The sequence below is a fragment of the Agilicoccus flavus genome (genome assembly GCF_014857905.1).
Taxonomy (GTDB): domain Bacteria; phylum Actinomycetota; class Actinomycetes; order Actinomycetales; family Dermatophilaceae; genus Agilicoccus; species Agilicoccus flavus.
This window is the reverse complement of the sequence record NZ_JACYXE010000003.1, coordinates 324,261-345,401: the sequence shown is the minus strand read 5'-3', so window position 1 is coordinate 345,401 and position 21,141 is coordinate 324,261. Positions and strand designations below refer to the sequence as shown.

The 21,141-nt window shown below is 73.1% G+C and carries 23 protein-coding genes, 1 tRNA gene and 1 riboswitch; of the genes, 3 read left to right on the top strand and 21 right to left on the bottom strand.

Translation table 11 applies throughout. The annotated features are described in order from the left end of the window. Positions 1 to 5: 5 nt before the first annotated feature. Both ICW24_RS07395 and ICW24_RS07390 read right to left on the bottom strand, forming a co-directional pair. On the bottom strand, positions 6 to 236 hold the full coding sequence (locus tag ICW24_RS07395; RefSeq protein ID WP_226345065.1) for a Rossmann-fold NAD(P)-binding domain-containing protein: 231 nt from the start codon (positions 234 to 236) through the stop codon (positions 6 to 8). Beyond that, the gene (locus ICW24_RS07390; RefSeq protein WP_226345064.1) at positions 233 to 928 is read right to left on the bottom strand and encodes an NAD-dependent epimerase/dehydratase family protein; all 696 of its coding nucleotides are present in this window, start codon (positions 926 to 928) and stop codon (positions 233 to 235) included. Before ICW24_RS07390 ends, ICW24_RS07395 begins: the two co-directional genes overlap by 4 nt. Before the next feature lie 76 nt (positions 929 to 1,004). Between ICW24_RS07390 and ICW24_RS07385 the strand changes: the two genes are divergently transcribed. After that, positions 1,005 to 1,592, top strand: coding sequence for a TetR/AcrR family transcriptional regulator (locus tag ICW24_RS07385; protein WP_226345063.1), 588 nt, complete (start codon positions 1,005 to 1,007; stop codon positions 1,590 to 1,592). Between the two features lie 13 nt (positions 1,593 to 1,605). Here the strand turns inward: ICW24_RS07385 and ICW24_RS07380 are convergent, their stop codons facing one another. Then, the gene (locus ICW24_RS07380; protein WP_226345062.1) at positions 1,606 to 2,175 is read right to left on the bottom strand and encodes a dihydrofolate reductase family protein; all 570 of its coding nucleotides are present in this window, start codon (positions 2,173 to 2,175) and stop codon (positions 1,606 to 1,608) included. A 107-nt stretch (positions 2,176 to 2,282) separates the two neighbouring features. Between ICW24_RS07380 and ICW24_RS07375 the strand changes: the two genes are divergently transcribed. Next, on the top strand, positions 2,283 to 2,786 hold the full coding sequence (locus ICW24_RS07375; protein WP_226345061.1) for a DinB family protein: 504 nt from the start codon (positions 2,283 to 2,285) through the stop codon (positions 2,784 to 2,786). Between the two features lie 42 nt (positions 2,787 to 2,828). Here the strand turns inward: ICW24_RS07375 and ICW24_RS07370 are convergent, their stop codons facing one another. After that, positions 2,829 to 3,251, bottom strand: coding sequence for a type II toxin-antitoxin system VapC family toxin (locus ICW24_RS07370; protein ID WP_226345060.1), 423 nt, complete (start codon positions 3,249 to 3,251; stop codon positions 2,829 to 2,831). Then, on the bottom strand, positions 3,238 to 3,483 hold the full coding sequence (locus ICW24_RS07365) for an AbrB/MazE/SpoVT family DNA-binding domain-containing protein (RefSeq protein ID WP_226345059.1): 246 nt from the start codon (positions 3,481 to 3,483) through the stop codon (positions 3,238 to 3,240). The genes ICW24_RS07370 and ICW24_RS07365 overlap by 14 nt, the downstream gene beginning before the upstream one ends. A 357-nt stretch (positions 3,484 to 3,840) precedes the next feature. On the opposite strand from ICW24_RS07365, the gene ICW24_RS07360 reads away from it, so the two are divergent. Next, positions 3,841 to 4,485, top strand: coding sequence for a vitamin K epoxide reductase family protein (locus ICW24_RS07360; RefSeq protein WP_226345058.1), 645 nt, complete (start codon positions 3,841 to 3,843; stop codon positions 4,483 to 4,485). Positions 4,486 to 4,501: 16 nt separating this feature from the next. Here ICW24_RS07360 and ICW24_RS07355 read toward each other — a convergent pair whose 3' ends face one another. The 16 genes from ICW24_RS07355 to ICW24_RS07280 form a co-directional block, all read right to left on the bottom strand. Beyond that, entirely contained in the window at positions 4,502 to 5,992 is a 1,491-nt protein-coding gene (locus ICW24_RS07355) for a carboxyl transferase domain-containing protein (protein WP_226345057.1), read from the bottom strand. Positions 5,993 to 6,047: 55 nt separating this feature from the next. Further along, positions 6,048 to 6,518: a VOC family protein gene (locus tag ICW24_RS07350; RefSeq protein ID WP_226345056.1), complete on the bottom strand. Its 471-nt coding sequence runs from the start codon at positions 6,516 to 6,518 to the stop codon at positions 6,048 to 6,050. 9 nt (positions 6,519 to 6,527) lie between these two features. Next, entirely contained in the window at positions 6,528 to 6,881 is a 354-nt protein-coding gene (locus ICW24_RS07345) for a DUF952 domain-containing protein (RefSeq protein ID WP_226345055.1), read from the bottom strand. Positions 6,882 to 6,982: 101 nt separating this feature from the next. Next, entirely contained in the window at positions 6,983 to 8,932 is a 1,950-nt protein-coding gene (locus ICW24_RS07340) for an FG-GAP-like repeat-containing protein (RefSeq protein ID WP_226345054.1), read from the bottom strand. A gap of 373 nt (positions 8,933 to 9,305) precedes the next feature. Further along, a complete protein-coding gene (locus ICW24_RS07335; protein ID WP_226345053.1) occupies positions 9,306 to 10,523 on the bottom strand; it encodes a pyrophosphate--fructose-6-phosphate 1-phosphotransferase in 1,218 nt (405 codons plus the stop codon). A gap of 141 nt (positions 10,524 to 10,664) precedes the next feature. Next, on the bottom strand, positions 10,665 to 12,158 hold the full coding sequence (locus ICW24_RS07330) for a glutamate-cysteine ligase family protein (RefSeq protein ID WP_226345052.1): 1,494 nt from the start codon (positions 12,156 to 12,158) through the stop codon (positions 10,665 to 10,667). A 132-nt stretch (positions 12,159 to 12,290) separates the two neighbouring features. Then, complete coding sequence (gene gcvP, locus ICW24_RS07325) at positions 12,291 to 15,239, bottom strand: aminomethyl-transferring glycine dehydrogenase (RefSeq protein WP_372360556.1); 2,949 nt, start codon at positions 15,237 to 15,239, stop codon at positions 12,291 to 12,293. A 90-nt stretch (positions 15,240 to 15,329) separates the two neighbouring features. Then, positions 15,330 to 15,443: riboswitch (glycine riboswitch) on the bottom strand. A 44-nt stretch (positions 15,444 to 15,487) separates the two neighbouring features. Further along, the gene (locus ICW24_RS07320) at positions 15,488 to 16,072 is read right to left on the bottom strand and encodes a MerR family transcriptional regulator (protein WP_307781308.1); all 585 of its coding nucleotides are present in this window, start codon (positions 16,070 to 16,072) and stop codon (positions 15,488 to 15,490) included. A 279-nt stretch (positions 16,073 to 16,351) separates the two neighbouring features. Further along, complete coding sequence (locus tag ICW24_RS07315) at positions 16,352 to 16,861, bottom strand: bifunctional nuclease family protein (protein ID WP_226345051.1); 510 nt, start codon at positions 16,859 to 16,861, stop codon at positions 16,352 to 16,354. A gap of 29 nt (positions 16,862 to 16,890) precedes the next feature. Beyond that, a complete protein-coding gene (gene ftsR, locus ICW24_RS07310; protein ID WP_226345050.1) occupies positions 16,891 to 17,655 on the bottom strand; it encodes a transcriptional regulator FtsR in 765 nt (254 codons plus the stop codon). Positions 17,656 to 17,662: 7 nt separating this feature from the next. Then, positions 17,663 to 18,088, bottom strand: a complete 426-nt coding sequence (locus ICW24_RS07305) for an FHA domain-containing protein (RefSeq protein WP_226345089.1) — start codon at positions 18,086 to 18,088, stop codon at positions 17,663 to 17,665. Positions 18,089 to 18,268: 180 nt separating this feature from the next. After that, on the bottom strand, positions 18,269 to 18,658 hold the full coding sequence (gcvH, locus tag ICW24_RS07300; protein WP_226345049.1) for a glycine cleavage system protein GcvH: 390 nt from the start codon (positions 18,656 to 18,658) through the stop codon (positions 18,269 to 18,271). Positions 18,659 to 18,756: 98 nt separating this feature from the next. Beyond that, complete coding sequence (locus ICW24_RS07295) at positions 18,757 to 19,497, bottom strand: DUF881 domain-containing protein (RefSeq protein WP_226345048.1); 741 nt, start codon at positions 19,495 to 19,497, stop codon at positions 18,757 to 18,759. Continuing rightward, the gene (locus ICW24_RS07290) at positions 19,494 to 19,826 is read right to left on the bottom strand and encodes a small basic family protein (RefSeq protein ID WP_226345047.1); all 333 of its coding nucleotides are present in this window, start codon (positions 19,824 to 19,826) and stop codon (positions 19,494 to 19,496) included. Before ICW24_RS07290 ends, ICW24_RS07295 begins: the two co-directional genes overlap by 4 nt. Next, positions 19,823 to 20,875 carry a DUF881 domain-containing protein gene (locus ICW24_RS19675; protein ID WP_226345046.1) on the bottom strand — a complete coding sequence of 351 codons (1,053 nt, stop codon included), beginning with the start codon at positions 20,873 to 20,875 and terminating at the stop codon, positions 19,823 to 19,825. Before ICW24_RS19675 ends, ICW24_RS07290 begins: the two co-directional genes overlap by 4 nt. Positions 20,876 to 20,954: 79 nt before the next feature. Next, positions 20,955 to 21,028, bottom strand: a tRNA-Pro gene (locus ICW24_RS07280). Positions 21,029 to 21,141 lie beyond the last annotated feature (113 nt).

The window sequence follows — 21,141 nt, the reverse complement described above, 5'->3', positions numbered from 1 at the left end:
CTCGCTCATCCGGTGAGGATCTGCGTGATCCCCTCGCGGTAGGTCGTGACGCGGAAGTCGGGGAAGCGGGCGGCGAACGCCGAGGAGTCGAAAATGTTGTCGCCGCGGTAGCGCGGCATCAGCTCGCCGGCCTCCTTGAGGGAGGCGTTGACGAGGCCACCCATCGTGAAGGCCGCCGCCGGGAGCGTGGTGTACGCGATCTTCCGGCCCGTGACCTGCGAGGCCAGCGCGATCATCTCCGCGTACGTGAGTCGCTCGGGGTCGACGGGCAGGTGCCAGGTCCGGCCGTACGCGTCCGGGGTGTTGCCGAGGAGGGCCAGGCCGCGACTCTCGCGTCGGGGGTCCAGATGAGGGTTCGCCGGGTGTGGGCGTCGACCGGCACCAGCGGCCGCTTGCCCTCTGCGATCCGGTCGAAGAGCAACGAGTTCGTCAGGCTCTTCGTCTGCCCGGGACCGTAGAACTCCGGGGCGCGGCCGATGACGGCCTCGACGCTCCCTGCGCGCATCGCCTCGAGCAGCATCGTCGCGATCCGCGCGCGGACGGCCGCCTTGCGCCCGACCGGGGCGAACTGTGTCTCCTCGACCTGAGTCGCCGACGTCCGCGGATACATGTACGTGTTGTCGAAGAACACGAGCTTGGCGCCGTGCTTCTCGCACGCGGCGATCGCGTTCGCCATCATCACCGGGAACTGCTCTTCCCACAGCCGGGAGTCCATCGGCAGGCCGACGGTGAGGTAGACGATCTCGCTGCCCTCGACCGCCGCGGCCGTCGCCTCGGCGTCCGTCAGGTCGGCCGCGAACAGCTGATCGGTCTCGTGGACCTTTCGAGGATTCCTGCTCACGAGGCGGATGTCGCGGGTGAAGCCCCGGGAGAGCTCGCGGGTCAGCTCCTGCGCGATCTGCCCGTTGGCGCCGAGAACGGTCTGCATGGGGTCCTCTCCTCCGAGGTGTCGATGCGGTACGATGTGTGCATTGCTTACATGACGGTAGAAGGAGGTGTTGACGGTGTCAACTTCGGCGAAGGCCGGCTATCACCACGGTGATCTGCGCGCGGCGCTGCTCGCCACCGCCATGGGGATGCTCGAGCGGGGCGAGCCGTTCTCGCTGCGCGCGGTGGCCCGCGAGGCGGGCGTCTCCCCTACCGCGCCCTATCGTCATTTCGCCGACCGCGAGGCCCTCGAATCGGCACTCGCGGCCCAGGGCCTGCGGGACCTGCGGGACGACCTGTCCCGGGATCGCGACTCCCCCACGACCGTGGCCGAGCTGGCCGAGTTCGGCGTGGCCTACGTCGACTTCGCCCTGCGCAGGCCGGCGCTCTTCCGGCTCATGTTCGGTCAGGAGTGCGACGTCGAGAACGCCGACCGGGTCCAGGCCGCCGCCGACGTGCACGCGCTGCTCGCCTCGGCGATCGCCGGCGTGTTCCCCGACGCCGATCCCGTCCCGCTCGCCGTCGGCGGCTGGGGTCTCGTGCACGGGCTGGCCTCGCTCCACGTCGACGGGAAGCTGACCGGTGCCCGCGACGAGGTCGCCGAGCAGGTGCGCTCGTCCATCGCAGCGGTACTCACCGCCGGCGCGGCCGCGTCGCAGGACTGAGCAGGGCGTCACATCACCGCATCGCGGACGTGGGCCGATATCGCTGGAGGACCACACCGGACCGGAATTCGCGGCGATCGACGAGCTCGAGCCGGATTCGCTCGCGCAGACCGGCGAGCAGCGTCGGGCCGTGACCGGCCAGGACCGGCTGGACGAGGAAGACGTACTCGTCGATCAGTCCCAGGTCCGCCAACGCGGCCGGGAGCGTCACGCCGCCCACGAAGAGGCCCTCGCCGGGATCGCGCTTGAGCCGTTCGACCGCGGGACCCACGTCGCCCCGCACGAGCTCGGCGTTCCAGTCGGCCTCGCCCAGCGTGCTCGAGACCACGTACTTCTTCGCGCGGTCGATGGTCTCGGCGAACGGGATCTCCCGCTCCCCCATCCAGTCGGGCCAGGCTCCTGCGGCGGGCCGCCGCCACGCCGACTCCATCATCTCGTAGGTGACGCGGCCGAAGAGCAGCGCGTCGGCTCGTGCCATCTCCGCGGCCCAGTAGCGCATCGACTCCTCGTCGGGTGGCAGCCCCGCCTCGTGATGGCAGCATCCGTCGAGCGTGACGTTGATGGCATAGCGAAGCGGTCTCATGTGGCTGCTCTCCCTCGATGCGCGATACGCGCTGTGGGCGGATCGTACTCGGGTCACCGTCGGCGCCAGCCCGACGAGGACCTTCCCCTGCGCCTAGCCTCGGGTCCATGAACCCCGACCCGTCGCCCGACCGTGCGGCTCTGCTCGCCCACCTGGCGGGCCAGCGCCGTCACGTGCTCACCCAGCTCGAGGGGCTGTCGGACGAACAGCTGCGCCGTCCCGTGCTGCCCTCGGGCTGGTCGTGCCTCGGCCTCATCCGGCATCTCACGCTGTCCGACGAGCGCTATTGGTTCGAGGTCGTGGTGGCCGGCGGGTCGCTGGACTTCTGGCCCGCCGGTGACAACGGCGACTGGATCGTCGGCCCCGACGAACCGGCGCAGGAGGTGGTCGCGGCCTACCGCGCGGCCATCGCCCACTCGGCCGAGATCGTCGGCGCCCGACACCTGGACGACGCCCCGGCCCGGCCCGAGGAGTGGTGGGCCGACGCCGGGCTCGCGTTCCCCGACCTGCGGTCGATCGTCGTGCACGTCCTCGTGGAGACCGCCGTGCACGCCGGGCACCTCGACGCCGTCCGGGAGCTGCTCGACGGCCGCCGCCACCTGGTGCTCTGAGGTGCGAAGGATCCGCCGGCCGGACTGACAGGCGCTGCGTCCCTACACCCCGACGAGGCTGTAGGGAACGCCCAGGAGGTCGTACGTGCGGCGGGCCCGCAGGTCACGTGTGAGCAGTCGGCACCCGTTGGTCGCCGCGGCCTGGCCGACGAGCGCGTCGTACACGGCGCCGCCGGTGATGCCGGCCACGGGAAGTCGCCGGCGTAGGTCGATACCGGCGGATTCGGGCAGCCACACCGTCCGGGGAAAGACCCGGTCGATGAGCGTCGCTGCGTCCGCCGGGTCGACACTCACACTGCCCGGCATGCGGGTGAGAACCGAATAGACCTCGAAAGCGGCGTGACCGGACAGGGCCGGCCGTCGCTGTTTGACGATGTCGAGACACGGGCGGTGGGCCGCGTGTCCGGCATCCAGGGCGGCGACGGCCACGCTGGTGTCGACGGCCCAGTCCTCACCGCTGGACATCGTCGCGCCAGCGCTGCACGTCGGCGTCGGTCACGGTCGCCCCGCGGACCGCCTCGATGACGGGCCATCCGTCGACCTCGACGATGCGGCGACCCGCCTTCCGCACGGGAGTCAGGCGCAGCGCGTCGTCCTCCACCGACACCTCGAGCTCGCTCCCGGCCTCGAGCGAGAGCCGCTCCCGGAGGTCCTTGGGAACGACGATGCGACCCGCTCGGTCCACCATTACCAACATGGATGCCATTTTGCCATGACTCGGCGGAAGCGTCGAGGGGCACTCGGCCCAGCAGGTCGCCGGCCTGCCGGTGCCCGACCCCGTGGTCGTGCCCTTCTGAGACCACCCCTACCTGCAGATCGCCCCCGGACTCGAGGCGCTGCTGCTCGACGGAGTCGACAGCCCCGCGGTGCGCGAGTTGCCGGTCGGCGTCGGAAGCACACCCGCGCCCGGCGCATCGCCGACCAGGGCTCCTGTCGCCGGAGGGTAGCCTGGGACAGGGGCGCCGACGCCCTGTACGCGGCGCGCCGAAGGGGAATCGGCGCGTCGACCACGGCTACCGCTCCCCTGCCGACCACCGCCACCCGGAGGGTTCCGATGTCGATCGCCACGTCCGACCCCAGCGTCGACCACCCGGGCGGCCGCGGTCCCGCCGACGGCTCCCCCGGGCACTCGCGCGCGTCGGGACTCGTGCTGACGATCACCGGGGTCATCGGGTTGATCGCCGCGGTCGTCCTGCTCGTCGAGAAGATGGCCCTGCTCGCCGACCCCGACTACGTCCCGACCTGCAGCATCAACCCCGTGCTGTCCTGCGGGTCGGTCATGGTGACGCCCCAGGCCGCGGCGTTCGGCATCCCCAACCCGATCCTCGGGATCGCCGGGTTCGCCGCGGTGACGACCATCGGCGTGGGGCTCCTCGCGGGCGCCCGGTTCGCCGCGTGGTTCCGGGCGGCGACAGTGCTCGGCGTCACGTTCGGGATCGTGTTCGTGCACTGGCTGATCTACCAGAGCCTGTACGTCATCGGCGCGCTGTGCCCCTACTGCATGGTCGTCTGGGCGGTGATGATCCCGTTGTTCGTCCACGTGACCCTGTCCGCGCTGACCGAACGGTCCGGCGGGGCGCCGAGTCGCCCCGTCCAGCTCGCGAGCGACTACCAGATCGTCGTCGTCACCGTCTGGTATCTCGCGATCTTCGTGCTCATCGCGCACCGGTTCTGGTCCTACTGGACGACCCTCGGCTGACCCGCCGGGACCCTCCTCAGCGCAGCCGGGTCTCGGCGTCCTCACCCATCTGACGGCGCAGCTCCTCCGCCGCGGCGGCGGCCATCGCCACCGCGAACCCCTTGGGGTCGGTGTCGGTGGACGTCTCGGGGACGATGCGGTGGGCGATGCCGGCCGCCAGGAGATCCGTGGCCGAGATGCGCTGCCGTCGCGTCATCTCCGGGGCGCGGTCGGGGGTGCCGTGGACGATGACCGAGGCGCCCTCGGGCGGGAGCGGCGACAGCCAGCCGTTCTCGGCGACGACCACCGTCCGGGCCGGCAGGAGGGCGAGCGCGCCGCCGCCGCAGCCCTGACCGATGAGCAGCGCGACGCTCGGGACGGTGAGCTGGGTCATCTCGGCGATGGACCGGGCGATCTCGCCCGCCAGCGCGCCCTCCTCGGCCTGGACCGACAGATCGGCGCCCGGGGTGTCGATGACGGAGACCAGCGGCAGCCCGAGCTCCTGGGCGAGGTGGATGCCGCGACGGGCGGCGCGCAGCGCGGCGGGACCCATCGAGTGGGTGCGCTGGCTGCGACGGTCCTGTCCCACGAGCACGCACGTCACCCCGTCGAACGAGGTGAGGGCGAGCAGGAGCCCGGCGTCGGCCTGCCCCTCCCCCGTGCCCGACAGCGGCACGACGTCGTCGGCGCCGTGGCGCAGCAGCTCGCGGACGCCGGGACGTCGGCGGGACCGGGTGATCTCGACGGCGGCCCACGCGTCGACCGCCGCCGGTTCGGAGTCGGTGACGCCCGCGGCACCGGTCGACGTCGCCTCCGGCACCGCGGCGGTGGGCCCCTCGGACCGGTCGCGCGCCGACGGGTGCAGCAGGCGCATGACCCGGGCGGCGACGGACGCCAGCTCGGAGGCGGGCACGACGGCGTCGATGATGCCCTTGTCGACGAGGTTCTCGGCGACCTGCACCCCGTGCGGGAACGCCTCCCCGTTGAGGGCCTCGTAGACCTTCGGGCCGAGGAACCCGACGAGCGCTCCCGGCTCGGCGACGGTGACGTGGCCGAGGGACCCCCACGAGGCGAAGACGCCGCCGGTCGTGGGGTGGCGCAGGTGGACGAGGTAGGGCAGCCCGGCCGCCTTGTGCGCGACGATCGCCCGGGTGATCGTCACCATCTCGACGAACGCCGGCGTCCCCTCCTGCATGCGCGTGCCCCCGGAGGACGTCGCGGCGATGAGGGGGAGGCGCTGGGCCGTGGCCTGCCGCACGGCCGCCGTGATCCGCTCGGCGGTCCGCACGCCGATCGACCCGCCGAGGAACCCGAACTCGCCGACGATGACGGCGACGGGCAGCCCGTCGATCGTCCCGCGGCCCGTGAGCACGGCCTCGTCGGTCCCGCTGCGCTCGGCGGCGCGGGACAGCGCGGCGCGGTAGTCGTCGTCGAACTCGGCGACGTCGACCGGCTCGTCCCACGAGTCGAACGACCCGTCGTCGAGGACGAGGTCGATGAGTTCGCGGCTGCGCAGGTGCGCGCTCATCGCGCGCCCCCCGCCGACCCGAGACCCGTTCCGACGTGACGTCGCGTCGACCTCGTCATCCGCTGTGCTCCTCGTTCGTGACGGCGGCCCGCCGCCGGGAGAGCCACTCGCGGGAGGCCGCGACGAGCTCGTCGGCGAGCGGGGTGGGGTTGTGCGCGACCTCCCAGTGGAAGCCGTCGGGGTCGGAGAAGTAGCCGGAGAACCCGCCCCAGTCGCGGCGCACCCCGTCGGAGACCTCGGGCGCGCCGGCCCGGCGGGCGTCCGCGAGGACACCCTCCACCTCGCGGGGGCTGTTCACGTTGTGTGACAGCGTGATGGGGGCAAGGCCGACGGCCGGGGGACCGACCTCCTCCTCGAAGCCCTCGCGGCTCCACAGGGAGAGCATGATGCTGTCGCCCACGGGCAGGAAGAGGACCTCGCCGGGCGCCTCGAACGCGAGTTCCCAGCCGAGGCCGTCGACGTAGAACGCGCGCGTCCGGTCGAGATCGGCGACCGCCAGGGTCACGAAGTTGAGGCGTTGCTCCATGACCCCAGCCTACTGGCCCCGCTCGGGCCGCCAGGGAGTGGCGGCGACGACGACGTCGGCCGGCAACGGGCCCCCGTAGACGTGCGGGAAGCGCTCCGCGTCGGCGTCGCCGGGACGGCCCGGCTCGTCGCGGACCTCCAGGCCCGCGGCGGCGAGCCGGGCCTCGTCAAGCTCGAGGACGAGCAGCGGCGCGGTGACGTCGGCGTAGAAGCGCCCGGCCACCCCGGCGAGCTGGGCGCGGTCGTGGCACGCGTGGAGGAAGCCGACGTCCTCGATCGTCGCGCCGCGGGTGGACCACGGGTAGGAACCGGACGCCAGGGCCGCGTCCCAGTCGTCGCGGATGGCCAGGTGCAGGATGCTCACGCCCCGATCATCGCCGCTGCGACCCCGCGGTCGCACGCCGCCCTCGGACGCGTCAGGGCCCGTCCGCGCGAGGCGGGCGGGCCCTGAGGCAGAGCGCTGGATCAGCCGGCGAAGACGGTCAGCCCGCGGAAGCTCGGGCTCACCTTCGTCACGCGGATCCCGGTGGCCCCCTGGGCGCCGATCAGGTAGCCGGCGCCGGCCCCGTCGACCGCGAGCACCGCGCGGGCGCCCGGCAGTCCGACGAGGGTGCGATACCCCCACGAACCCGCGAGGCGGGTCGAGCCGGTGACGAAGCCGCCCGTGCCGTTGCCCCGGAACAGCGTGGGGGTGCCGGAGGCGTTGACGCCGACGAGGTCGGCCTTGCCGTCGCCGTTCCAGTCGCCCACGCCGGCGAGCCGGGTGAAGACGCCGAACCCGCGCCCCACGCGCACCGCGGCCCGGAAGCCGCCCGTGCCCGTGCTGCGGTAGAGGAACAGGTCGCCGGTGCGTCGGTCGACCGCGAGCAGGTCGGGGACGCGGTCGCCGGTGAGGTCGCCCGGGACGACGAGGTGCGTCCGGCTCCCCCAGCCGGCCCCGGCCGCGCGAGCGCCGGTCAGCGTGTTCCCGGCGCCGCCGGTGAAGAGCACGAGACGGCCCGTGGCGCGCACCCGGGCCAGCACGTCGGCGCGTCCGTCGCGGGTGAGGTCGCCGGCAGAGAGGACGGCGTCGTACCCGGCCCACGAGGAACCCGACAGCTTGGAGGCGTACGTGAGGCCGGTCGACACGAGCGGGGCCGAGCGGAACAGGGCGCCGCTGGAGGACCGCATGAGGACGTCGGCGCCGGAGGGTGCCGGCGTGGACGGCGCCGCGGTCGCGGTGTTCCCGGACCCGACGCTCTGCGATCCGCCGCCGGCGGCATACGAGCCGGTCATCAGCGACCGGGCGGTGCGGCGGATGGTGGGGAGCTGCGCGTACAGCGACGTGCCCGGGCACGTCGTCTGGCCGACGTCGCGGTGTCCCTGGACGGTGCGCTCACGCCGTCCGTACAGGGTCGTCATCGCGTCGGGGTTGTACCCGGCCAGGCTGCCCTTCCACGCGATGACCTTCGCGACGGAGGTGACGGCCGCGGACGGCACGCTCACCTTGTTGTAGTCGCCGAGGACCGAGACGCCCATGGTCTGGGTGTTGTAGCCGGTCGCGTGCGCACCCTGGACCGCGCGGGAGACGCCGCCGTACCGGCCCTCCCAGACCCGGCCCCACTTGTCGACGAGGAAGTTGTAGGCGATGTCGTTCCAGCCGCGGTCCTTCGTGTGGAACGCGTAGATGCCGCGGAGGATCGCGGGGACCTGCGAGGGCGAGTAGTTGTTCGTGCCCGCCGTGTGGTGCACGACGACACCCTTGATCGTCATGTAGGACGGCGGGTCCTTGCGCCACGACTCGTTGGCGCCCCACTCCGCGCGGGAGTGGATGCGCGGTCGGGCGGCGCCGGCCTCGGCGGCCCCCGGCTGCGCGGTGCCGATCCCGTCGTCGCCCTCGCCCTGCCCCGGATCGATGACGGTGAGCCTGGCGTCGGCGGGAGCACCACCGGCCGGGCCGAGCACCCGGGCCTGCACCTGGGTGGCCCCGGTGACGACGATCGGGTCGGACCCGGAGCGGGTGCCCTCCTCGGCCGACGAGGTGGCCGCGTCGGCGTCGATGGCCTGCCAGTCGCTCCACGCATCGGCGCCGTAGGTCCGGTACTGCACGACCGTGGACCGCCCGACGTCGTTCGACCACGAGACGCCGACCACCGCGACGTCGGAGGGCACCGCCTGCGCCGGGCTCACCTCGAGCACGCGGGGCGACGCGACGGTCGCGGCCCGCGCGCTGACCCCCGCCTGCACCGCCTGGGCCGTCGCGAGCGCGAGGTCGCGACGCGAGGCCACTGTGCCGTGGGCGACGGCCGGGGCGGACGGGGCGAGTAGCTCGACGGAGCGTTCGCTGGTGGCGACCGTCTCCTGTCCGGCGGAGGCGCGGTGCCCCGACTGCGGTAGGACGATCAGGACGGGTGCGACCACAGTGGCGGCAGCCACGATGGACAGGCGGCGAATCCGCACGTTCACGACTCCTCTAAGGCATGGATGCGCGCAGGATCCCTGCGCGTCGGCCCCCCGATGTGTCCGCCGGCCGAGCCGTGTGGCTCGGCCTGCGGACACCCGTGCGCCCCATCGGCCCTCTGCCCGGTGAACTGAGCGAACGCTCAGCGCGGATGCCCGGTCGCGTGTGGATCCCTCGCTCGCGCAAGGCCTCCGGAGACGTCGGACGGGGCGGACGCGTCGTGCGTCCGCCCCGTCTCGGGTGTGCGTGCCTGTTCGGTTCTGTCGTGGTCGTGGTCGTGGTCGTGGTGCTCGGTGGCCGTCAGTGGCCTCGAGCAGCCGGGCGGGCCGCCGGGTGGCGGCGGCCGGGTCAGGAGAGGGGCACCGGCGCCGGCTGGCCGATGTCGGCCAGCATCGCGCCGAACCAGTCCTGGGTGACGTCGAAGGCCTTGTGCCCGGCGATCCGCTCGAACTCGATCGCGCGCAGCTCGTCGCCGCGCTCCTCGTCGTGCCCGATGACGCCGGGCTCGCCCGCGAGCGCCTTGTCGACCGCGAGCGTGGTCATGCTCGCGATGAGCGCGAGGTCTTCCTCGTTCGCGGGCGCCGACCGCGCGTAGTACCCGGACTTCTGGACGTTGACCTTCTCGGCGCCGAGCTTCTCCGCGAACTGCTTGGCGAACCACGCGCCCGGGTTGATCTCGTTGAGCCGCACGTGACCGAACGCGTCGCGCGGGACCTCCTCGCCGGCGGCCTCCATCTGCGCGACGATCTCGGGCACGCCGGCGCCCTCGGAGATGAAGAGGTTGACGCAGCCGAGGTCGTCCATGACGGCGCGCAGGCGGGTGGCCTCGGCGTCGATGTCGAGCTCCGCCTCGGGGACGTAGACCCCGTGGACGTCCCACGCGCGGCGGTCGAGGCCGAACTCGGGGAGCCACTCGCGCCCGTCGAGCCACCGGCGGTAGTCGCGCGCCGTCGCCGCCGTGAGCCAGCCGCAGTTGCGGCCCATGACCTCGTGGACGATGAGCATGCGCGACCCCGAGTTGTGCTCGGCGATGATGTTCGAGGCGAACTGGGCGCCCACCTGCGCCGCGGTCGTGGCCCCGAGCGACTGCCGGATGGGGACGATGTCGTTGTCGATGGTCTTCGGCAGCCCGACGACCGTGAGCGGGTGACCGTTCTTCTGCAGGTGCGCCGCGAGGTCGGCCGCCGTCGTGTTCGTGTCGTCGCCGCCGATCGTGTGCAGCACGTCGACGCCGTCCTCCGTCAGGCGGTTCGCGGCGAACTCGAGCGGGTCGACGCCGTCGGGCACGAGGCCGCGCTTCACGAGGTCCTTGGTGTTCGTCAGCTTGACGCGGGAGTTGCCGATCGGCGACCCGCCGTAGGTGTGCAGCAGGCCGGCCTTGGCCCGGACCTCGTCGGTCACGCGTAGGTACTCGCCGCGCAGCAGGCCCTGGTATCCGTGCGTGTAGGCGATGATCTCGACGTCGGGCGCCACCTGCGTGTACCGCTCGATGAGCCCGCCGACGGCGGAGGAGAGACAGGGGGCGTAGCCGCCGGCGGTGAGGAGGGCGACACGGCGAACGGTCATGGGGGGCGTCTCCATCGGTCGAGTCCCGGCCGGCGGCGGGCGAGGCGATACGACGGCCCCGCGCGCGCCCCGGCCGGATCGGAAGGGGTCGACTCCACCCTAGCGAGCGGCCCGGGTCCCGCATGACCCCCGATCGGGCCCTCAGTCCCCGGGCAGAGCCCAGGTGTGCACGGGCTCGTTGCTGTGCATCCGCTCGATGTAGTCGGCGAACATCGCACGCAGCGCGCCCAGCCGGTCGGCGCCGGCGTCCTCGTGGCGGCGGACCGCCTCCAGCTGCCACGTGGCGCCGTTCTGCCGGGCCAGGCAGCGCGCCTCGATGATGCCGAGGTAGTGGTCGCGGACGTGGGTCGGCACCCCGAGGTCGGCGAGGCCCTCGTGGGCGAGCGGGAGGAGATGACGCAGCACGAGCTCGTCGGGGCTGACCGCGTTGAACGACGGCCAGTAGAGGCGGGCGAACATGCCGTCACGGGCGCCGTGGCGGAAGTTCGTCTCGGCGGCCTGGAAGCTCATCTGCGTCCACACCGGGCGGTCCACGGTCGCGAACTTGCGCAGCGCGCCGTAGTAGAACGCCGCGCTGGCGATGGTGTCGGCCACGGTCGGGCCCGCGGGGAGGATGCGGTTCTCGACCCGCAGGTGCGGCTTGCCGCCGTGCGTGTCGTAGATCGGGCGGTTCCACCGGTAGATCGTCCCGTTGTGCAGCCGCAGCTCTCCCAGCTCGGGCGGCACCCCCTCGGCGAGAACGCTGACCGGGTCCTCGTCGGTCAGCTCGGGCAGCAGCGCGGGGAAGTAGCGGACGTTGTCCTCGAAGAGGTCGAAGATCGACGTGATCCACCGCTCGCCGAACCCGACCCGGGGGCGGACCCCCTGGTTGGCGAGCTCGATCGGGCGCGTGTCGGTGGCCTGCGTGAACAGGGGGATGCGGGTCTCGTGCCACAGCGCCTTGCCGCACAGGAACGGCGAGTTGGCGCTGATGGCGATGAGCACCCCGGACAGGGCCTGCGCCGCGTTCCAGTACGCCGCGAAGTTCGACGGGGCCACCTGCACGTGCAGCTGCAGCGACGTGCACGCGGCCTCGGGCCCGATCGAGCCCGAGTAGAACGCGAGCCGCTCGCCGGTCGACCCGGCGATGTCGATGTACATGTCCTCGCCGCGCGCGGCCATCATCGCGTCGTTGAGCGCGAGGTAGCGCCGGTTGGCGCTCATCCATCCGCTGTCGGGCGCGACGTGGTGCGTCATCAGCGTCGGGAGGATGCCGATCTGGACGATGTCGCTGCCCGCGCGCTGCGCCCGCTCCCGCGCCGCGTTGAGCCCGGCGCGGATGTCGTCCTCGAGCCGGTACAGGGCGTCGCCCTCGATGACGCGGGGGTCGACGTTGAGCTCGATGTTGAACTTGGCGAGCTCGGTCTGGAACGCCGAGGAGTCGATGGCGTCGAGGACGGCGGCGTTGTCGAAGCTCGGGTTCAGGTCGGAGTCGACGAGGTTGAGCTCGATCTCGAGACCCGTCATCCCCTCGTCGGCCTCGAAGCTGCTCGACACGAGCATGCGCTCGAACACGTCGAGGTTCTGCAGCACCTTCTCGCGGTAGCGCTGCCGCTGCTCGTTCGACCACTCGTTGCCCGAGACGTCCTGGCCCACGATCCACCTCGCGTCGTCCCGTCCACGCCTTTGCGCGGACCCCGTGAGGAGGAGCCAACCACACCGGCGTCCCCTCGTGCACCGCCAGGACCCGTGCGGTGGGCGTGCGCCCACCGCACGGGCTCCGTGCGATCAGTCCTCCGGCTCGGCGAGCTCCTCGGGCGAGGGGCAGGTGCAGACGAGGTTGCGGTCGCCGTAGGCGCCGTCGATGCGGCGCACCGGCGGCCAGTACTTCGAGCGCGGGTCGACGCCGGCGGGGTACACGGCGGTGGCCCGGTCGTACGCGAGGTCCCAGTCCCCCACGAGACTCTCGGCCGTGTGCGGTGCCCCGCGCAGGACGCTGGCGGCCGCGTCGACGCGCCCCTCCTCCACTTCGCGGATCTCCTCCCGGATCGCGATCATCGCGTCGCAGAACCGGTCGAGCTCGATGCGGTCCTCGCTCTCGGTCGGCTCGACCATGAGGGTCCCGGCGACCGGGAAGCTCATGGTCGGCGCGTGGAACCCGTAGTCGATGAGGCGCTTCGCGACGTCGTCGACGGTGACGCCGCTGCGCCTCGTCAGCTCGCGCAGGTCGAGGATGCACTCGTGCGCGACGACCCCGTCGACCCCGGAGTAGAGCACCGGGTAGTGATCGCGCAGCCGGGCGGCGACGTAGTTGGCGTTGAGGACGGCGACCTGCGTGGCGCGCAGGAGGCCGTCGGCCCCCATGAGCCGCAGGTAGGCCCACGAGATGGGCAGGACCCCCGCCGAGCCGTACGGGGCGCCGACGCACGGGCCGTCGCTGGTCTCGGGCCCGGCCGCGGGGTCGAACGGGTGGTCGGGCAGGTAGGGCGCGAGGTGGCTGCGCACCCCGATCGGCCCGACGCCGGGGCCGCCGCCGCCGTGCGGGATGGCGAACGTCTTGTGGAGGTTGAGGTGGCTCGCGTCGCCTCCGAACCGGCCCGGCCGCGCCACGCCGACGAGAGCGTTCATGTTCGCCCCGTCGATGTAGACCTGGCCGCCCGCGGCGTGCACGAGATCGCACAGCTCGGTGATCGTGTCCTCGTACACCCCGTTCGTGGACGGGTACGTCACCATGATCGCGGCGAGCTGCGGGCCGTGCTTGTCGACCTTGGCGCGCAGATCGTCCATGTCGATCGACCCGTCGGCCGCCGAACCGACGACGACGACCTTGAACCCCGCCATGACGGCGCTCGCGGCGTTCGTGCCGTGCGCGCTGCTCGGGATGAGGCAGACGTCGCGCTCGGCCTGGTCGTTGTCCCGGTGGTAGGCGCGGATGGCGACGAGGGCGGCGAGCTCACCCGTGGCACCCGAGTTGGGCTGCAGCGACACCTCGTCGTACCCGGTGAGGTCGCACAGCCAGCGCTGCAGGTCGGCGACGATCCGGCGGATCCCCACCGTCTGGTCGGCCGGGGCGAACGGGTGCAGGGCGGCGAACTCGGGCCACGTGATGGCCTCCATCTCGGTGGCCGCGTTGAGCTTCATCGTGCACGAGCCCAGGGGGATCATGCCGCGATCGAGCGCGTAGTCCCGGTCGGCGAGGGTGCGCAGGTAGCGCATCATCCGCGTCTCGGAGTGGTGGGTGTTGAACACGGGCTGCGTGAGGAACTCGCTGCGTCGGGCGAGGTCGCCCCACTCCCCCGCGAGGTCGACCGCGTCGACGTCTACCCGGCCGACCGTGACGCCCTCGACCCCGAACGCGGCGAGCACGTCGGTGGCCACCTCGGGCGTGCTGAGCTGGTCGAAGCTGAGCAGGACGGTGTCGTCGTCGACCTGCCACAGGTTGATGCCGCGCTCGCGGGCGGCGGCGAGCACCGCCTCCGCCCGGCCCGGGACGACGACGGTGAGCGTGTCGAAGAACCGGCGCGTGCGGACGTCGATCCCCGCCTCGCGCAGGGCGTCGGCCGTCGCGGCGGCGAAGCCGTGGACGCGCGTGGCGACCCGGACCAACCCGGCCGGGCCGTGGTAGACCGCGTACATGGACGCGAGAACGGCGAGGAGCACCTGAGCGGTGCAGATGTTGCTCGTCGCCTTCTCGCGGCGGATGTGCTGCTCGCGGGTCTGCAGCGCGAGCCGGTACGCCGGCCGACCCTCCGCGTCGACGCTGACCCCGACGAGTCGGCCCGGCATCGTCCGCTCGAGCCCCTTGCGGACGCACATGTAGCCGGCGTGCGGTCCGCCGAAGCCCATGGGGACCCCGAACCGCTGCGACGTCCCGACCGCGACGTCAGCGCCCCACTCCCCCGGCGCGGCGGCCAGGGTGAGAGCGAGCAGGTCGGCGCACGCCGTGACCAGCGCCTTCGCCTCGTGGGCGGCAGAGGTCAGCCCCGAGAAGTCCCGGATCTCGCCGTCGGCGCCGGGATACTGCACGACGACCCCGAACACGTCCCGGTCGCCCGCCGCGGCGCGCAACTCGTCGGGCGTGGCGACGTCGGCGAGATCGGTGTCGGCGACGACGACCTCGATGCCGATGGGCAGCGCGCGGGTGCGAATCACAGCGACGGTCTGGGGGAACACGTGCCGATCGACGAGGAGGACGGCCCCCTTGGGCGCCTTGGCGGCGCGACGCATGAGCGTCATCGCCTCCCCGGCCGCGGTGCTCTCGTCGAGCAGGGAGGAGTTCGCGACGTCGAGACCCGTCAGGTCCGACACGACGGTCTGGAAGTTGAGCAGGGCCTCGAGACGGCCCTGCGAGATCTCCGGCTGGTACGGCGTGTACGCCGTGTACCACCCGGGGTTCTCGAGCACGTTGCGGCGGATGACCGACGGGATGACCGTGCCGTAGTAGCCGAGCCCGATCATCGAGGTGAGGACGGTGTTGTCGGCGGCGATCTGCGCGAGCTCGGCGAGCACGGCCTGTTCGCTGGGCGCGGCCTCGATGTCGAGACGGTCACCGCTGCGGATCGCGCCGGGCAGGGTGGTGTCGATGAGGGCGTCGAGACTCGGCTTGCCGACGACCTCCAGCATCGCCTCCACGTCCTCCTCGCGCGGCCCGACGTGCCGGGCGACGAACGGAGTGGCGGGAACGCGGGTGGCCCGGTCGGGGGCGGCGGTGCTCTCGGCGATGTGATCGGTGGTCACGAAGGTGCTCCTGTCAGGACCGTGTCACCTCGGACGCGGGTCCGTCGATCGGCCTCCCCCCCTGTCGCCGCCGGACGCGACTCCACGGTGCCTACCCGCCCGGTCCTGCGCGCCTGAGAGATTCCGGGGAGGTTTGCTCCTTCGGCGCCCCGAGCCGGCCGCACCAGGCGGCCGGAATGCCGGGGACTCTCCCGGACGGGGTTACAGCGCGTCGAGATTAACACCGGCGCGTGCGGCGCCGGCGTGGTTCAGCCGATCCGGCGCTTGCGCCGCAGACTGAGCTCGTCGGAGGCGGAGACGGCCGCCTCCGCGGCCTCCGCCTCGAGCCGCTCGGTGGGCAGGTGGGCGAGGTCGCCCTCGACCTCGCGCCAGACGCGCCCGACGGCGATGCCGAAGACGCCCTGTCCGCCCTGGAGGAGGTCGATGACCTCGTCGCTGCTCGTGCACTCGTAGACGCTGGCGCCGTCGCTCATCAGGGTGATCTGGGCGAGGTCCTCGACGCCGCGCTCGCGCAGGCTCGAGACGGCGATGCGGATCTGCTGCAGGGAAACCCCGGTGTCGAGCAGGCGCTTGACGACCTTGAGCACGAGGACGTCGCGGAAACCGTAGAGGCGCTGGGTGCCGGAACCGGTCGCGGTGCGCACCGACGGCTCCACGAGGCCGGTGCGGGCCCAGTAGTCGAGCTGCCGGTAGGTGATGCCGGCGGCGCGGCAGGCCGTGGGCCCGCGGTAGCCGGCGTCCTCGTCGAGCTCGGGGAGGTCGGACTCGAACAGCACGCCCTGGGCCGCGACCTTGACGGGTGCCCGGCGACCCGTGTCGTCCGTCGAGCTCACGAAGACCTCCCTCTCGATCCCCGGCGTGCCGGGGATCGTCGCCGGCGCCGCGGCGGCTGCTGTCCTCGTGGCGAGCGCCCCGAGGAGGATCGGACCCGTCCGAGCCGGCTGCGGCGCGGGAGGTGCCCGTTGCGGACCTACCCTCAGAACGCTACGGTCCGCCCCGACAGTTGGCAATCACCGGGCGTGCGACGCGCCGGTGGGCCACCGTCATCCCGGGCCGACGGGGCCGGGACCACGTCGAGAACGCGTCCCGACGCCGCGTGGGCAACCGCGACGTCAGGTGGAGGTTGAGGGCCCGGGAGTCTCCTCCTCGGGGCCTCCGGGGGTGTCGAAGTCCTCGGCGGAGACGTGGTCGAGGAAGGCGCGGAACCGCTCGACCTCGTCGTCCTCGTCCTCGTCGACGACGACGCCGGCGGTGTCCATGACCTCGTCGGCGGCCCGGATGGGGCTCTTGGTGCGCAGCGCGAGGGCCACGGCGTCGGACGTGCGCGAGCTGACCTCGGCGCCGTCGGAGAAGACGAGGGTGGCGTAGAAGACGTCGTCGCGCAGCTCGACGATGCGGACCTCGGTCAACTCGCGGCCGAGGGCGGTGATGACGTCCCGCAGGAGGTCGTGGGTCAGGGGCCGAGGCGGGGTCACGCCCTGCTGGGCGAAGGCGATCGCGGCGGCCTCGGCCGCCCCCACCCACACGGGCAGGTACCGGTCCCCGTCGCGCTCGCGCAGCAGGACGATGGGCTGGTTCGTGGGCATCTCCACACGGACACCGAGGACGTCGAGATCTCGCACCCTCACCACGCTACCGGGTGCGGCCGCGCTCAGCGCTCGAGACCCGCCCGCACGAGCGCCGTGTGCAGCGCGATGCAGTGGTGGAGCAGCTCGGCGAGCGTCTCGTCGTCGCGCTCCGGGTCCCGCCCGCGACGGGGCGCGACCACCTGCTGAACGAGGCCGATCTCGCGGTCGGCGGCAGTCCGGAACGGGCGCAGATGACGCGCCTCGATCCCGTGGGCCGCGAGCGCCGCCGCCGCCCTCGCGATCGGCAGGGCCGACTCGGTGAAGTGGCCGTCGCGGCCGGGCGAGAGGAGCCCGTACCCGGCGAGCGCGTCGAACGTCGCCGCGTCGAGACCGGTGGCGCGCATGACCTCCCGGCGGTTGAGCCGGGCGGGGGCGTCCCGGCGCAGCAGGGCCGACGGCGGCGGTGCGACCGGGTCGCGGTGGTCCGCGGCGGACCCCTCGCCCGTCCCGACGTCCCCGTCCCCGCCACGCGCGGTCCCGCCGCGTCCGCCCGCCGAGGCCGACGACCTTCCGCCCTGCGGGTCGACGCCGCGGTCGAGGGAGTCGAGGGCCTCGCGGATGACCTTCAGCGGCCAGAAGCGGTCCCGCTGCGCCTCGAGCACGTAGCGGAGCCGCTCGACGTCACGGTCGCTGAAGCTGCGATAGCCCGACGGAGTGCGCTCGGGCTTGATGAGTCCCTCGGCCTCGAGGAATCGGATCTTGCTGATGGTGACGTCGGGGAAATCGTCCTGCAGGGTCCGCAGGACCGCCCCGATCGTCCACCTCGCTGCGGCCGGCCGCCGATCCACCACGGCGTCAGTGCGCTCGCGGAGCGTCAGCCGAGGCGTGCGTGTGGCCGGCGTGGTAGACGAGCCGGAACTTGCCGATCTGGACCTCGTCGCCCGACCGGAGCGGGACCGAGTCGATGCGCTCGCGGTTGACGTACGTGCCGTTGAGGGACCCCACGTCGCGGACGACGAAGCCGTCCCCTTCGGCCTGGAAGACCGCGTGCTTGCGGGACACGGTGACGTCGTCGAGGAAGATGTCGCTGGACGGGTGGCGGCCCGTGGTCGTCGTCTCGGCGTCGAGGAGGAAGCGCGCGCCGGTGTTGGGACCGCGCAGGACGAGCAGCAGGGCGGTCCCGGGACGCAGGGCCTCGATCGTCGCCTGGTCGTCGGAGGACAGGCGGGCCTCGACGTCGTGCGAGACCTCCGGCTCGGCCCCCAGGCCGGTGATATGCATGGTGGCCGGATCGGCGTGCGGACGCCCCGACTCCTCGTGCGAGCCCTGGTCGGTCACCGTGTCGTCACCTGCTTCTCTGCCCTGGCGCGGGCCCGTCGCCCGGCGTCATCGGACCCTCACCCTAAACCATCGGTCGACCTCCCCGGAACGGTCATGTCGACCGATGGCGGCAGCGTGTGGTCAGTCGAGCTGCTCGCGGTAGGAGTCGACGTCGAGGAGCTGCTCGGCCGCACCCACCTCGGCCGCCTTCATCTCGAACATCCAGCCCTCGCCATAGGGGTCGGAGTTGACGAGTTCGGGTGTGGTGTCGAGGGACTCGTTCACGGCCGTGACCTCGCCCGCGAGCGGCGAGTAGAGGTCGCTCACCGACTTCGTGGACTCGATCTCGCCGCACGAGTCGCCCTCGGCCACGGTGTCGCCGACGGTGGGGAGGTTGACGAAGACGACGTCGCCGAGGGCGTCCTGGGCGTACGACGTGATGCCCACGCGCACGATGCCGTCGGCGGCCGCGCGGACCCACTCGTGCTCGGCGGTGTAGCGCAGGTCCTCGGGGTAGTCCAGCTCGCTCATGATGCGTCCTTCCGTGGGTGGTGCGGTCGGGGCGGCGACACCGCCGGCGGCGGCGCGACGGGGGCGTTCGGCTCGCGCGGTGTCGCTCGCTTCGAACACTAGCGAAGCGTCGAGGTGGTGCGCACGGCACTCACGAGGACCGACGGCGACGTCGTCACCGAGACCCGCCCCTCCAGCCCGCGGACCGTCTCGACGAGTCCGCCGGGGATGTCCATGGCCGAGGCGAGCGTGCGCGGCTCGCCGATGGCGCTGACGACGACCCGGGCGGGCAGCGGCGTCCCGTCGAGGCTGACCACGCCGTCGGCCGACTCCGTCACCGCGCTCGAGGCGACGACCCGGACCGGACCCACCTGGATCGCCTCGGCGCCCGCGTCGCGCAGCTCGGCGAACAGGTCGAGGTAGACGCCCGTGCCGATCCCCTGCGGCGGCCCCTCCAGCGTCATCGTGACCCCGGGCCCGCGCGCGGGGACCGTGCCGGCGAGGACGGCGAGGTCGTCGGCGCGGTCCTGGGCGGCGCGGCGCGCGGCCTCGCTGCCGGCGGGCGCGGTCACGAGGTCCTCGCGCTGCCGCTCGAGGTCCGCGACCTCCTCCGACAGACGTGCGCGTCGCTGCTCGACCGTGTCGAGGACACCGACGAGCTCGTCCTCGCGCAGCGCCTCCAGCCCCTGCTCGCGGGTCGCGCGGATCTGCACGGTCAGCGCGAGGCCGAGCAGGAGGGCGAGCACGCCGGCGAGCAGCGCCGTGCGCGTCGGGCGGATGAACAGCGCGGTGCGCAGGCGGCTCCAGGCCACCGCCCGGCGCTGCGCCGGGGTCGCCTCGGGTGCGGGTGGCGCGCTCATGCGCCGAAGAGGAGGCGCCGGATGGCGGCCACGTTGGAGAAGATGCGCACGCCGAGGACGACGACGACGCCGGTCGAGAGCTGCGCGCCGACCCCGAGTTGGTCGCCGAGGAAGACGATGAGCGCGGCGACGACGGTGTTCGACAGGAACGAGACGACGAAGACGCGGTCGGAGAAGACGCCGTCGAGCACGGCGCGGAGCCCGCCGAACACCGCGTCGAGGGCGGCGATGACGGCGATGGGCAGGTACGGCTGGGCCCACAGGGGGACGGTCGGCTGGAGGACGAGGCCGAGCACGACGCCGACGACGAGGCCGATGACGGGGATCACGAGGCGGAACCCTTCGGGGTGGGGACGGGCGTGGAACGGGCCCGGGAGGGCGAGGTCTCGCCGGGGGACGGCGCGGGCGGGGTGGCCGGGCTCGCGGGCGCGCGGGGCCACTGCTCGGGGCCGTCGACGGCGCCGGGCGCGGGCGCGGCGTGGTCGAGGTCGAGGAGGGTGCCGGCGGGCAGGGTGAGCCGGGCCACCGCGGCCGTGCCCACCCGGGCCCCGAACGCGGTGCGCAGCTCGTCGAGGTACACCCCGCCGCGGGGCTCGAACCGGGCCGCCAGGTCGGCCGGCCCGACGGCGCCGATCTCGTACGGGCGCGCGAGGGGCCGGTAGCCGACGAGGATGGCCCGGCCCGCGAAGCGGATGGAGGACGTCGCGGTGAGGCGTTGGCCGTTGACCGCGACGCCGGTCGCGCCCGCGGCCCACAGCTCGTTGGCGACCTGGGCGACGTCCCGGGCCACGATGCGTCCCGATTCCGCGGCGTCGCCCGCGCCCGGGGCGTCGGGGGCCGGCGCGGGGGCGAGGGCGGCCGGGGCGTCGTCGAGGGTGACGACGAGGCCCGGACCGGTCAGCGGCACCGCGCCCGCGGCCTCGGCGAGACGGGCATCGGCGGAGCGGGAATCGGCGGCGGTGGGGCCGGCGCCCCGCAGGGCGCTCGCCCGGGCCGTGAGTGCATCGACGTCGGCCTGGGAGGCCTCCACCCGTTCGACGAGGGCGGCCCGCCGCTCGCGCAGCGACGACCGGGTCCGGTCCGAGGCGAGACCGGACGTGGCGAGCACGAGGCCGATGACGAGCCCGACGGCCAGCGAGCCGGCGACGTGGCCCGGCCGAGGACGGGGACGAACCGCCCCGGCTTCATCGGGTCGCGGCCCCTCCCCCGACTCACCCGACGCCTTCGACTCCCCCGGCGCCTTCGACGACGAGCCCGCACGGGCGGCGTGGGCGGTGGACCGCACCCGGTGGACGGCCTCGTACCCGGGATCGAGGGGCTCGGCCAGCGCCTCGAGCAGACCGACGGGCACCGGTGCGTGCGAACGCGAACGACTCACGGCTCTCCCTCCCCTGCGGCAGCGTAACCGGGCACGACGAAGCCCCGGCAGGACGTCCGTCCCGCCGGGGCTGTCTTCGTCGGGATGACAGGATTTGAACCTGCGGCCCCTTGACCCCCAGTCAAGTGCGCTACCAAGCTGCGCCACATCCCGATATCCACTTGTTCTTCGTGCGCACCCGCCGTGCTCCTGCGCGGTGGGCGACCTGAAGACTACCGCACGCCCCGGCCGACCTCCGAATCGCCCGGCCGGGCCGGGGATCGGCT